9 protein-coding genes are annotated in these 12,814 nt (G+C 68.8%); 4 read left to right on the top strand and 5 right to left on the bottom strand.

The genetic code is table 11. From position 1 onward, the window contains the following. Window positions 1-276: 276 nt before the first annotated feature. Together ACFU8W_RS33920 and ACFU8W_RS33915 are read left to right on the top strand one after the other, a co-directional pair. Window positions 277-798, top strand: coding sequence for a hypothetical protein (locus tag ACFU8W_RS33920; protein ID WP_384045510.1), 522 nt, complete (start codon window positions 277-279; stop codon window positions 796-798). Window positions 799-1,193: 395 nt separating this feature from the next. Beyond that, window positions 1,194-3,404 carry a HelD family protein gene (locus ACFU8W_RS33915; protein ID WP_384045639.1) on the top strand — a complete coding sequence of 737 codons (2,211 nt, stop codon included), beginning with the start codon at window positions 1,194-1,196 and terminating at the stop codon, window positions 3,402-3,404. A gap of 241 nt (window positions 3,405-3,645) precedes the next feature. Here ACFU8W_RS33915 and ACFU8W_RS33910 read toward each other — a convergent pair whose 3' ends face one another. Then, complete coding sequence (locus ACFU8W_RS33910; protein ID WP_384045505.1) at window positions 3,646-6,300, bottom strand: SpoIIE family protein phosphatase; 2,655 nt, start codon at window positions 6,298-6,300, stop codon at window positions 3,646-3,648. Window positions 6,301-6,601: 301 nt separating this feature from the next. Between ACFU8W_RS33910 and ACFU8W_RS33905 the strand changes: the two genes are divergently transcribed. After that, window positions 6,602-8,674: a SpoIIE family protein phosphatase gene (locus tag ACFU8W_RS33905; RefSeq protein ID WP_384045502.1), complete on the top strand. Its 2,073-nt coding sequence runs from the start codon at window positions 6,602-6,604 to the stop codon at window positions 8,672-8,674. Window positions 8,675-8,781: 107 nt separating this feature from the next. On the opposite strand, the gene ACFU8W_RS33900 is transcribed toward ACFU8W_RS33905, so the two are convergent. From ACFU8W_RS33900 to ACFU8W_RS33890, 3 genes are all read right to left on the bottom strand, one after another. Next, a complete protein-coding gene (locus ACFU8W_RS33900) occupies window positions 8,782-9,678 on the bottom strand; it encodes an RNA polymerase sigma-70 factor (protein WP_384045499.1) in 897 nt (298 codons plus the stop codon). 15 nt (window positions 9,679-9,693) lie between these two features. Next, window positions 9,694-9,960 (bottom strand): hypothetical protein, encoded by a 267-nt coding sequence (locus ACFU8W_RS33895; protein ID WP_384045496.1) that lies wholly within the window; start codon window positions 9,958-9,960, stop codon window positions 9,694-9,696. Window positions 9,961-10,035: 75 nt separating this feature from the next. Beyond that, window positions 10,036-10,767 (bottom strand): SDR family oxidoreductase, encoded by a 732-nt coding sequence (locus tag ACFU8W_RS33890; protein ID WP_384045493.1) that lies wholly within the window; start codon window positions 10,765-10,767, stop codon window positions 10,036-10,038. Between the two features lie 3 nt (window positions 10,768-10,770). Here ACFU8W_RS33890 and ACFU8W_RS33885 point away from each other — a divergent pair, with 3 nt between their 5' ends. Further along, window positions 10,771-11,016 (top strand): Rrf2 family transcriptional regulator, encoded by a 246-nt coding sequence (locus ACFU8W_RS33885; protein ID WP_384045490.1) that lies wholly within the window; start codon window positions 10,771-10,773, stop codon window positions 11,014-11,016. Between the two features lie 158 nt (window positions 11,017-11,174). On the opposite strand, the gene ACFU8W_RS33880 is transcribed toward ACFU8W_RS33885, so the two are convergent. Next, window positions 11,175-12,371 (bottom strand): NAD(P)/FAD-dependent oxidoreductase, encoded by a 1,197-nt coding sequence (locus tag ACFU8W_RS33880; RefSeq protein WP_384045487.1) that lies wholly within the window; start codon window positions 12,369-12,371, stop codon window positions 11,175-11,177. Window positions 12,372-12,814 lie beyond the last annotated feature (443 nt).

Genomic DNA, 12,814 nt, shown 5'->3' with positions numbered 1-12,814 from the left:
CGGATCTCCGCCAGGTTGCTCCGGAGAAAGCAGACGAGATGATCCGACGGCGACCTTCCACCATGGCCATGGGCATCTCCGGTGCTGGCCATGCCGGTTGAGCCGTCCGGTTTCCCAGCCGTCGGAATCGCCTCACGAAGCACTGACCGGAACCGCTCTCTTGTGGACGCATTGCCCCAGTAGTTCCGCGGAGGGGCGCCGTCATGTCCGACAGGGGGTCTCAGCCGACCCCCGAACCGCTGGTCACAAGGGCCGACCGGCGTCGAGAATGTCGCCATGACCGACAGCCGCGACGACGCCGACCGCATATTCATCCGCAGCAAATGGGGCACCAACCGATACGTCTACAACCCGCACAACCCCGTCGGCCGCGCCCTCATCATCGGCTCGCTGCTGTTCGCCGTCGGCGGGATGTACCTCCTTTATCATCCGGGCTTTCTCAGCGGCTCCAACAACTGGGACGGGGACGAACTGCGGTCCGCCGTGACAGCGGCGACCGCCGAGCTGTCGAGCGAGGCGCAGTTCGGGCCCGGGACCATCAACTACGAGGACATCCTGCAGGCCCGCATCGCGGAGAAGGGCCACAGTTCCCAGGACGCGCTGACTGTCACGCTCGCCTCGGATCCGCCGGATTCCGACGTACTCAACGGGGGTGCGGAACAGGCCGACTACACCGTCACCGCCGACGGCACGGACACTGCCTTCTGCCTCGAGGTCTACGCCATGAAGCGCAAGCAGGCGATGGGCTACGACTTCGTCACCACCTCCATCGGCGATGGTGCGTGCCCTGACTCCTGATACCTGTTTGTCCGCTCGGATGCGGGCCGGGCTCCGGTGCCCGTCCCGCCTCTGTTCCGAGCCGCTACCGGGGCGGGCGGAGGAGTCGGTGACCTCGGGGGAGGCCTCGTCCAGCAGGGGCCCGGGAGGAGTCCTGCGGCGCGGGCAGCGCCGGGCAGGGATTCGCGCACGGTACAGACGTGCTTCCGACTCGGGCACGGCCGCGTCTGTCGTGACCTCAGTTCCCAGTCCATGGTCCCCGAGCACAGAAATCCCCGTTCCGCAATTGCGGAACGGGGATTTCCTCGCGTATATTGAGTGGTTCTGTGTATCAAACAGAAAAGACCCCTTACCGGGGCCACTAGGAACACCATATCCGGCAGGGAGTGACTTTGTCAACTCGCGAAAACGTCGAATTGCAGAAGGAGCAGGAATTCATCGACCGGCTCTACAACCGTGTCGACACGCTGCGGGGGGTCACCGCGCAGCGTGTCGAGGACGCGTTGACCCCGGTAGGGAACGGCCTGCAGGCCCGTCTCGAACGCGATGTGCTCCTCGCCGAGCGTTCCGGTCTGCTCGCAGCCCTGAATGCGGTGGACGGCTCGCTGTGCTTCGGCCGCATAGACCTCCGCGACGGTGCCGCGCACCATATCGGCCGTATCGGAATTCGTGAGGACGACACCGAACACACGCCTCTGCTGATCGACTGGCGGGCACCTGTCGCCCGGCCCTTCTATCTCGCCACCGGGCATACGCCCATGGGGCTGCGCCGACGCAGGCACATCAGCACCGAGGGCCGCACGGTGACCGAACTGCACGACGAGATCCTCGATCTCGGGGACCGCGAACGCAGCGGCTTCGAGGACCCGAGCGGTGACACCGTGCTGCTCGCCGCGCTCAGCTCCGCCCGCACCGGCCGCATGGGCGACATCGTGCGGACCATCCAGGCGGAACAGGACCGCATCATCCGTGCTCCGCACCGTGGTGTCCTCGTCGTCGAGGGCGGCCCCGGCACGGGCAAGACCGCGGTCGCGCTGCACCGTGCGGCCTTCCTGCTGTACGAGCACCGTGAGCTTCTGGCCAAGCGCGCGGTCCTGGTCGTGGGCCCCAATCCGGCCTTCCTGCGCTACATCGGCGAGGTGCTGCCCGCCCTCGGTGAGACCGGGGTCATGCTGGCCACGCAGGCCGAGCTCTTCCCCGGTGTCCACGCCCGCGGGACCGATACCCCCCGTGCGGCCGCCGTCAAGGGCGGCGCGGCGATGGCCGAGGCGCTCGCCCGCGCCGTACGCGACCGGCAGGGGCTGCCCGAGCCCGGCGCGCCGGTGGTCATCCCGCACGACGACGGGGACCTCGTCCTGGACTGGGAGATCGCCTACGAGGCCCGGCAGTCGGCCCGCGAGACCCGTCTGCCGCACAACCTCGCCCGTCCGTACTTCGCGTTCCACGTCATCGACGCCCTCACCGCGCAGCTCGTCGAACGCATCGGCGCGGACCCGTACGGCGGCCCGAACTTCCTCGGTGCGGACGACATCGCCCAGCTCGGCAAGAGCGTCGCCGCGAGCGAGGAGGTGCACGCCGCCGTCGGAGAGCTGTGGCCGGCGCTCACCCCCGAGGAGTTCCTCGCCGGCTATCTGGCCGAGCCGGTGTACGTACCGGAAGAGGACGCCGAGGCCATCCGGCGCGTTTCCGGTGACGGGGAGTGGACCCCGGCCGACGTGCCGCTTCTCGACGAGGCGGCCGAGCTGCTCGGGGCCGACGACAGTGCCGAGCGGGCCGCCGCCGAGGCCGAGCGCCAGGAGCGGGTCGCTTATGCACAGGGCGTCCTGGAGCTGTCCCGGGGTTCGGAGACGTACGAGTTCGAGGACGAGGAGTCCGAGCGCCTGGCCGCCCACGACATCATCGACGCCGAGCGGATGGCCGAGCGGCAGGAGGAGGCCGATCACCGGAGTGCGGCCGAGCGGGCCGCCGCCGACCGGACCTGGGCATTCGGCCACATCATCGTCGACGAGGCGCAGGAACTGTCGCCGATGGCGTGGCGACTGCTGATGCGCCGGTCACCGACCCGCTCGCTGACCCTGGTCGGCGATCCGGCGCAGACCTCCGAGGAGGCGGGCGTCGGTTCGTGGGAGAGGATCCTGGAGCCGTACGTCGGTGACCGTTTCGAGCATGTGAGGCTGGGGGTCAACTACCGTACGCCCGCAGAGATCATGGAGCTGGCCGCCAAGGTCGTACGGGCCCAGGACCCCTCGTTCGAGCCGCCCGCGTCGGTGCGGTCCACCGGCGGGACGCCGTGGACGCGGGACGCCGGTGCGGATCTGGCGGGCGCGGTGGCACGGGCCGTCGCGGAGCTGACGCCCGAGGAGGGGCGCCTCGCGGTGATCGCACCGCGAGCGCTGCACGAGGAGATCGCGGCCCCGCTCGACGGAGTCACGGCCGGCGCCGAACCCGACCTCACCCGTCCCGTGGTGCTGCTCGGCCCGCGTGAGGCCAAGGGGCTCGAATTCGACCATGTCCTGGTCGTGGAGCCGGGGCGGTTCGGGACCAGTGACCTGTACGTGGCGCTGACCCGTGCGACGCAGCGCCTGGGCATCGTCCACCGGGAAGAACTGCCCGAGTCGTTGCGCTGACCGCTGCGGCGGCGGGTGCATGAGGGTCGGTTCGACCCCAACGGAGGGTGTCGGTGAAACAGTGGCCCGAGGGCCCCTCGGCCGCCCCGGAAGCAGCGTGGGAGCGGTACGACTCCGGTATGCGGGCGTTGCGAGAGGTGATCAGGGCCGACGTGCGCGCCGCGCACGTCGGCCTGGGAACCGTCATCCGTCTCACCGCCTGGCACGCGGTCGAACACCACTCCCAGGACGAATCGCACTGTCAGAGCGCTTCATCGACGGCAGGGGATTCCGGCAGGGCCTGCTCCACCCAGATGGTCTTGCCGGTGGGCGTGTAGCGCGTGCCCCACTGCTGTGCGATCTGGGCGACGATGAACAGGCCGCGGCCGCTCTCGTCGTCGGCGGCGGCGTGGCGCAGATGGGGTGAGGTGTGCCCGGTGTCGGCGACCTCGCAGATGAGGGTCTGGTCGCGGATGAGCCGGACGTGGATCGGCCCGGCGGCGTAGCGGATGGCGTTGGTGACCAGCTCACTGACGATGAGTTCGGTGGTGAACGACAGTTCGTCGAGTCCCCACTCTCCGAGTTGCCCCATGGTCATGGCGCGGGCCTTGCCGACCATCGCGGGTTCCGCGGTCAGTTCCCACACCGCCACCTGGTGCTCGCCGAGCATCCGTGTGCGTACGAGAAGCAGGACCGCGTCATCGTTCGCCGGCCCCGGCACCAGGGTCGCGACTGCGCGGTCACAGAGTTCTTCCAGGGAACGCCGGTGCTGGACGAGGGTTTCGGCGAGCAGGCCGAGGCCGACGTCGAGGTCGTCGGCAGCCGCCTGGACGAGGCCGTCCGTGAAAAGGGCGACGAGGCTGCCCTGCGGCAGCTGGAATTCCGTGGTCTCGTAGGGCAGACCCCCCAGTCCCAGCGGAGGGCCCGCCGGGAGCTCCGGGTAGGTGGTGACGCCGCTGTCCGGCCGGACGACCGCAGCCAGCGAATGGCCGGCACGCGCCATGCTGCACTGTCCTGACACCGGGTCGTACACCGCGTACAGGCACGTCAATCCCAGGGCTGCGTCCTCCTCGGGCCGCGCGCCGCCCGCACCATGAACGGCCGCCCTCTCCTCGGCGGTCTGTCCGGCCAGGTCGTCCAGGCGCGACAGGAGCTCGTCCGGGGCGAGGTCGAGGCGGGCGAGGACACGTACACCGGTACGCAGGCGTCCCATGGTGGCGGCGGCGAGCAGTCCGTAGCCGGTGACTTCCCCGACGACCAGGCCGACACGGGCTCCCGACAGGGGGATGACGTCGAACCAGTCGCCGCCCACCCCGGACCGGCTGTCGGCGGGCACATAGCGGCTCGCCATCTCGACAGCGGTCCGCTGCGGCAGCCGGTGAGGCAGCATGCTGCGTTGAAGCCTGAGGGCCGCGGTGTGCTCGCGCGTGACGATGAGCATCAGCACGACACCGAGCAGCAGGGCTCCGAGGCCCATGACGGTCACCCCGCCCGTCCGTCCGATGAACGGCAGGTCGATGGAGGTCTCACCGTAGCCGGGGTCGGCGTAGACGTCGAAGGCGGCGTAGCAGAAGAGGAAGAGCATCATCAGCCCGCCCAGGCCTGGCAGCAGCCCCTTGCACAGGAAGTCTCTGGGGCTGCGGGCGAGCACGCTGCGGAAGTACCAGACACAGGCGAAGCCGGTGAGGCCGTAGTAGAACGCGATCGCGAGGCCGACCGACTCGACGGAGTCGGCAAGGACGTTGCGGCTGACCGCCGTCAGGAGGACGTAGAAGCCGATGGAGGCCAGGCCCAAGCTGATCGTCGACCAGGTCGGGGTGAGAAATCTGCGGTGCAGGCGGGCGAATCGGGAGGGCACGGCCTTGTGCGCGGCCATGGAGAAGACGGTGCGGGCCATCGGGAGGATGGTGGTCTGGGTGGAGGCCACCGCGGAGGTCAGCACCATGAGGATCAGCAGTTTGGCGAGAAGGGGCCCCAGGCCGTTGCTGCCGAAGACGGCGTTGCCCAGGCCCGAGAGCACGTCGCCCGCGTTGGCCCTGTTGCCCAGCCCGATACCCGTGGAGCCGACTCCGGCGAAGGCCTGCGCCGAGGTGGTGACCAGGACATAGAGGATCAGCAGCAGCACGACGGAGATGATGGCGGCGCGCCCCGGGATGCGCGTGCTGTCCGCCGTCTCCTCGTTGACCGTGACGGCGGTGTCCCAGCCCCAGTAGATGAAGACGGCGGCGAGGATGCCCGCGGTCAACGCTTCGACCGATGGCACGTGGAGGGGGTTGAACCAGGACGCTGAGACATGGATCGCCATCTCGGGGTTACCGGTGTAGACCTTGACCAGGGCGGTGACGGCGAACAGCACCAGTACGGCCACCTCGAAGAACAGGAGCCAGCGCTGAAGGGCAGCCGAGATCTCGATGCCGATGTAGCAGATCGCGGTCATCACGCTGATCCAGACGACGCCCGCGATCGTGGTCCACACCCTGTTTTCCGTGAGCGAGTCGTAGCCCAGGAGCCGGAAGCCGTAGATGCCTGCGATCTCGGCGAGGTTCGCCATGACGATGATGTCGGCGACGATGATGCCCCAGCCGCCCATCCAGCCGGTGCGCGGGCCGAAAGCACGGGTCGCCCAGGTGAAGGTGGTCCCGCAGTCGGCGTTGCTCGCGTTGAGTTCCTTGTAGGCGTATGCGATCAGCAGCATCGGGATGAAGGCCAGGATCGTGATGATCGGGGCCTGCAGGCCGACCCCCGCCACGATGAGGCCGAGCGTGGCCGCGATGCTGTACGCCGGGGCGGTGGACGCCACGCCGATGGCCACGGAGGAGCACAGTCCCAGGGCACCGGATTTGAGCCCTTTCCTGCCTGCGCCCGGGCCGAGCGCCAGAGGCGCGTCGGACGCCGCAGGCCTACGGGAGAGCTTCACACCGGATGCCAACCTCCTCATTTGCCTTCCGCCCACCATTTTCGCCGCAGGTGATGAGGGCTGCCACGGGAAACCGGCTGGATGACGTACGCGGCTGTCAGGGACCGGTGGGAGCGGACTGCCGCGTGTCCCGTCCGCCGGGACGGCGGCCATACCGGTCTCCGGTCTGCCGACCGTCTTGCGCTGGGATGACGACGGGGCCAGAGGGAGTATGGGGGTATCCGGAGCAGCAAGGAGACCGGCGCAACCGAAGGCCGGCAGGAGGCCCCGCGTCGGTTGGCAGGCGGAGGGAGTGCCTTGCATGAACAGCATCGAATCCTTCCGGGCCGACATCAGCCGAGTGCGCCCCGGGCGTTCACGCCCGGGTGGGCTGCTGGATCTGCTGACTGTCGCCGCGGTGGTGCTGGACGCCGACGGGCGGATCGCTTTCTGGAGCCCGCAGGCCGAGGAACTGTTCGGCTATACCGCCCAGGAGGCTCTTGGCCAGTACGCGGCACGCCTGATGGTCCACGAGGAGCACCTGGATCTGGTGATCAAGCTGTTCGCCGAGGTGATGGACACGGGCCAGAGCTGGGCCGGTGCTTTCCCTGTCCGGAACAAGGACGGCACTACCCGGCTGGTCGAGTTCCGTAACATGCGGCTGCTGGACGACCTCGGCGACGTGTACGCCTTGAGCATCGCGGCCGACCACACCACCCTCCAGCAGGTCGAGACCGAGCTCGCGCTCTCCGAGCGGCTGGTCTCGCAGTCCCCCATCGGGCTCAAGGTCATGGACACCGACCTGCGGTACGTGACCGTCAACCCAGCCCTGGCCCACATCAACGGCCTGCCCGCCGCCGACCACATCGGCCGGAACGTCCATGAAGCCCTGCCCTTCCTGGACACCAAGGCCATCGAGTCCGTCATGCGCCAGGTCCTGGCAACCGGTATCCCCGTCCTGGACCGGTACGTCGTCGGACGCACCCCCGCCGAACCCGAGACCGAGCATGCGTGGTCCACCTCGTATTTCCGGCTGGAGGACCGCGCCGGGCGGGTGCTCGGTGTGGCTGCCTCGGTGGTGGACATCACGGAGCGGCACCGTGCCGCCACCGAGGCCGCACGGGCTCGCCGACGCCTTGCCCTCATCGCCAAGGCCTCCGCTCGCGTCGGCACCACCCTGGAGGTGGACCAGACCGCCCGGGAGCTGGCCGAGGCCGCGGTGCCGGACCTCGCCGACGTGGTCGCGGTGGACGTGCTCGACTCCGTCCTGGCCCTGCGCCGCTCGACCGCGCCCGCGACCGGCCCGGAACTCTTTCGCGCCCTCGCCGTCGTAGCCGCCTATCCCACCGAGGTCGTCCGTGCCACCGACAGGCCCGGAGACCTTGCCACCTATGGCGCGGACCGCCTGGTCACGCAGTGCGTACACACTGGTCGACCGGTGCTGGTGCCGCACGCAACCGATCAGGATCTGCCCCGCATCGCCCGCGACCCGGCTGCCGCCGCCCTACTGGCCCAGGCCGGCGTCCACTCGTATCTCGCGGTCCCACTGATCGCCCGCGGCGAAGTCCTGGGCGCCGTGGACTTCATACGTGCTCGCAATCCGCTGCCCTTCGACGAGGACGACGCCACCCTGGCCGGTGAGCTCGCCGGCCGCGCCGCGGTATGCATCGACAATGCGCGTTGGTTCCAGAGCGTGCGCAACATCGCGGTCACCCTCCAACGCAGCCTGCTCCCGGATCACCCTCCGCACCATGCGGGCCTGGACGTCGCCTCCCGCTATGAACCCGCAGGAGCTGCCAGTGAGGTCGGCGGGGATTGGTTCGACGTCATCTCCCTGGACGGCGACAAGACCGCCTTGGTGGTAGGTGACGTGATGGGCAGCGGCATAGACGCCGCCGCGACCATGGGCCGACTGCGCACCGCGACGTGCACGCTGGCCGATCTCGACCTCGACCCGGCACAGGTGCTCCGACAGCTCGACAAGACCACCGCACGCCTGGAGCACTACATCGCCACCTGCGTCTACGCCGTCTACGACCCTCGCCGCGCGGAGTGCCACATCGCCACAGCAGGACACATGCCTCCCGTCCTCGTACGCACAGGCCATCCACCGGAACTGGTCGACCTGCCCACCGGCGTCCCCCTCGGCGTCGGCGGCGTCCCCTTCGAAGCCGGCACCGTCCGATTGGGGCACGGAGATCTGCTCGTCCTCTATACCGACGGACTGGTCGAAACCCGCGAACGTCCCATCGACGAGCGCCTGAAGAGACTGCTCCAGCTGCTGGAAGGCCCCCAGTGCCCCTTGGAGGAGACATGCGACCGGCTCCTCGGTGCACTGCGCGACCCGGAGCACCACGACGACGTGGCCCTGCTCATCGCGCGTCCTCGGGCATAGCCGGTTGCGCGTCCGTCGTGTTGAATCACCCGGCGGTCGGATCTCATACGACGCCGGCCATCCGGCAGGGCATCGCCCGGCCTTGTACGCGGTGCGGTATTGAATGCTCAGGCGGCCATGGCAGCGAGTTTCGACGGGTTCATCATCCACAGCACTCGGTCGATACCGTCTGCGGTGACGCTCACCGTGACAACGGCGAACACGCTCCCGTCACGGTACAGACGCACCGCAGCCCGGCCGTTGGTCTCGACCGGCTCCACCGAGACACCGGACCAGAAGGTCTCGGCGAACGCGTGGATATATTTCGCCACTCGGTGAGGGCCCACGACGGGGAACTTCGACGCCCGAACGGCGCCCCCGCCGTCCGAATACGAGACGACGTCCTTCGCGAACAGCTCCTCCAATGCGGTCACATTCCCTGTCTGTGCGGCCGCCACGAACGCGGTCAGGAACCGCTGGTGCTCGGGGGCCGCGACACTTGCACGTTTCTCCGCGGCCAGATGCTTTCGCGCCCGGCTCACCAGCTGGCGCACGTTCTCATGCGTCTGACCGATGATCTCCGCGATCTGCTCATACGGGTAGTCGAATGCCTCCCGAAGCACGTACGCCGCCCGTTGCGTGGGAGTGAGTTTCTCCAGCAGCATCAGCACCGCGATCTCCAGAGCCTCCCCGCGCTCCGCGCCCAGTGCCGGGTCACTGCTGGTGTCGACCGGATCCGGCAGCCAAGGGCCGACATAGGTCTCACGGCGGACCCTCGCGGATTGCAGGACGTTGATCGCGATCCTTGTCGTGGTCGTCGCGAGAAACGCCTGCGCGTTCTGCACCGTGGACCGGTCGTAGGTCTGCCAGCGGATCCAGACCTCCTGGAGGATGTCCTCTGCGTCGCTGACGCTGCCCAGCATTCGGTAGGCAATCCCGAACATGCGACCGCGGGCACCGCGGAACACCGCCTCTGCTTCCTGAAGGTTCTCGGCGTCTTCCGCTGGATCTTTCTTCGACGGCATTGTTCGAAACCCTTGCTACTCGACGAGTTTGCCGGCGGTCGAGACCTTACGCATGAACGCCGCGATGCCGTCGGGTATCGGCGGGATGGCCTCGCGTTCCACCGGCCCCGGACCGGACCGCACCAGGTCGACCTGCGGCGATGGGGCGAGCTCCGGGTGGTCGGACCGGTTGTGGCAGCCGCGGGCCTCGCGGCGCTCGAGTGCGGCCCCGATCGTCGCGCGCGCCGCGAGCACCGCGGACTTCACGTCGATGTCCTGGAAGCCCGCGGTGCCCGGGTACACGTCGGCGTCGGGCTGGACGTGGTGGCGTCGTCGGACGGGAGGTCGACACGGCCGAGCGCTGGGGGCGCGGCTGGTTCAGGAGAGCCAGTCGGCGTAGTGGGTGGGGGCGATGCGGGCGTCGTTCCGGGCGGTGAGGACATCGCCGTGGACCGCGGCGAACATGCCGGCGGTGTCGTCGGTGACGACGGAGCGCCCGTCGCCCTTGGCGGTGAGGGTGAGCCTGCCGAGTTCGTCGAGGGGATAGACGTCGGGGCCTGCGATGTGAAGTACGCCGTTGAGCGGGGTGCCGGCGGCGACCTCGGCGACGACGCGGGCGACATCCGCGGCGGCGATCGGCTGGAGTGGCGTACGCGGCAGGCGGACGGTCTCGCCTTCGCTGGTCTCGGACATGACCGCGTCGATGAACTCCATGAACTGCGTGGCGCGGACGATGGAGTACGGGAGAGGGCCGGCCTTGAGGATGTCTTCCTGGAGCACCTTCGCCCGGTAGTAGTCCAGGTCGGGCACCTGATCCACGCCGACGATGGAGAGGATCACGAAGTGCCCGACGCGGCCCTTCTCACTCGCGGCGAGGAGGTTGTCCATCGACGTCCGGAAGAAGGCAGGCGAGGCGTCGTCGAAGGTCGGGGAATTCGTCAGATTGATGACGGTGTCGGCTCCCGCCACGGCATCATCCAGGCCCTGGCCGGTGATGATGTCGACGCCTGTGGACAGGGAATGCGGGACGGCCTGGTGGCCGGCCGTGTTCAGGTTCTCCACGACCAGCGACCCGATCAGCCCGGTTCCGCCGATGACTGCGAACTTCATTGCATGGTCCTTTCGTCGATGACGATGTCCGATATATGCCTTGGTGGCGCCAACTTCACCCAGCCCGCGCGGCCGGCGCAACCGCACGGCTTCTCGCCCGCCCTTCTCGTCGAGCAGCCCCCGGCCGTCTCGCGCGCCGGGCTCGTGCATTCATTTCAGCGAAAGGTGGGCGGCCACGTCCTGACTCGGTCACTCGTGTCGATCACGGTGCTCGACGTCGTCGAAGCAGTTGACCGGCCTGGCCCCTGAGGCGTAGTCGGCGCGCTGGATGCCGGGCCGCGCCGCGATGACGAGACAGGCGCCGCACCGGCCATGCGAGTGCGACGCCTGTCCGCGGTGCCGTTCATGCGCGCCATCGGCAGTGGTCTCGCAGGATCGGCGGGCGGGATGCGCGGCCGCCTGCGCTGTCAGAGGTTGGAGAAGCGGCCTGCCTGGGCGAGGATCTGCTCGGAGTCGTCGACCGGCGGGTAGATCCACAGCGTATTGATGTTCCGCTTGAGGGCCTTGGCGTCCTTGCCGGTCATCAGGACCGTGCGGTCCCAGCCCTGTGTGACGACGGCGCCGGCCGGACCGAGATCCAGGCAGGTGCTGTAGGGATCGGGGGTGAAGGGCAGCGGATCGGTTCCCAGGAGGTCGGCGGCCACGTTGTGTCCGGCGAATTTCCCCATCGGCTGGGCGTGCTGGCAGCTCTGCGTCGTGTAGTGCCCTTCCTCCGCGAGGGCGACGGCGGTGTCGCCGGCGGCGTAGACGTCAGGGACTCCCGTCACTCGCAGATAGGCGTCCACGCTCAGCCGTCCCAACCGGTCGCGTTCTCCCGGGATCTGTGCTGTCAGAGAACTGGCGACCATTCCGGCCGTCCACACGACGGTGGCTGTGGGGATCACCTCTCCGTCCGAGAGAGTGACATGCTCGGGGGTGGCCGCTGCCACGGTGCGTCCCAGGCGTCGCTCTATCTTCAGTTCGTCGACCGCACCGTCGATGTGCGGGCGGGGTCCGGGGCCCAGCTCCGGTCCGATGACGTCGGCGCGGTCGACCAGGACGACCCGCACCTCCTCGCCCGCGCCGTGCGCGTGGGCGATCGCCCGCAGCCGTTCGCCCAGGCCGGTGGCTATCTCCAGGCCGGTGAAGCCGGCGCCCACCACGACGGCCGTGTATCGGCCCGGGGACGGCGCCCGCTGCGGAAGCCGCCGCAGGTGATGGTCGAACGCGGCTGCCGCGGCCAGGGTGTCGATGTCGAAGATGTGCTGTGCGCCCGGGAAGTCGGGGCGCACCAGCCGACTGCCGGCGGCCAGCACGAGCTTGTCGTACGACAGGGTCAGCTTCTCGCCTGCTCGCCCGACGGCCCGCACAGTACGGGCCCCGGTGTCGATACCGGTCACAGTCGCCGTGACCCGGCGCACGCCGATGGGTCCGAGAACACGGTCCAGAGGCACCCGCTTGCTCTCCGGGTCCTCTTCGTAGAGACGGGGACGCACGACCAGATCGTCACCACCGCTGACCAGAGTCACCCGCACCTCCTCACCTGCCTCACGTGTGGCTCGCACGGCTCCTGCCGCGCTCCACACGCCGGCGAATCCTCCACCGATGACAAGGATGTCCTTCATTCGTTCTCCTGTGCCGTGTTGACGTTTACGCAGCATTGACAAGACAGCTGGGCGGAGCGTGACAGGAAGGAGAGTGTGACGTGCGTCTCCGAGCGGGCGGTCAGAACGCCGAAAGAACAACGGAGTAGGCCCTGAACTGGGAAGATCATGCCGGACATGCTCTCGCCGTCGCCGAGATCACCAGTGACGGTGCCGTGCGCGCCCCGGTCCCCGTGCGGGGTGATGCAGTGGACGGTGGTCCCTGTTGCGCAGGCTCATGTCCTGCTCGCGCAGGTGCAGTGTCATGGCCGGCAGGAGACGGTGCTGTGCCGTCGTACGTGAACCGCGTCCAGGCGGGTGATCGCGCAGGCCCATGCCGCCGGTCGCCTTGCGTTGGGGTGAGGCCGGGCACAGCCTCGTAACGTCCAGGAGAGATGCCCGACACAGCGCGAGGAGCAATCGGC

This window comes from Streptomyces sp. NPDC057565 (genome assembly GCF_042801455.1).
Taxonomy (GTDB): domain Bacteria; phylum Actinomycetota; class Actinomycetes; order Streptomycetales; family Streptomycetaceae; genus Streptomyces; species Streptomyces yanii.
The sequence above is the reverse complement of the archived record's forward strand: the minus strand, read 5'-3'. Positions and strand labels throughout refer to the sequence as shown.

Bases quoted from the DNA above. Each gene is read 5' to 3' on its own strand.
- ACFU8W_RS33880 (WP_384045487.1), bottom strand. From the start codon at position 12,371: ATGAAGGACATCCTTGTCATCGGTGGAGGATTCGCCGGCGTGTGGAGC.
- ACFU8W_RS33920 (WP_384045510.1), top strand. From the start codon at position 277: ATGACCGACAGCCGCGACGACGCCGACCGCATATTCATCCGCAGCAAA.
- ACFU8W_RS33890 (WP_384045493.1), bottom strand. From the start codon at position 10,767: ATGAAGTTCGCAGTCATCGGCGGAACCGGGCTGATCGGGTCGCTGGTC.
- ACFU8W_RS33900 (WP_384045499.1), bottom strand. From the start codon at position 9,678: ATGCCGTCGAAGAAAGATCCAGCGGAAGACGCCGAGAACCTTCAGGAA.
- ACFU8W_RS33885 (WP_384045490.1), top strand. From the start codon at position 10,771: ATGGTCCTTTCGTCGATGACGATGTCCGATATATGCCTTGGTGGCGCC.
- ACFU8W_RS33905 (WP_384045502.1), top strand. From the start codon at position 6,602: ATGAACAGCATCGAATCCTTCCGGGCCGACATCAGCCGAGTGCGCCCC.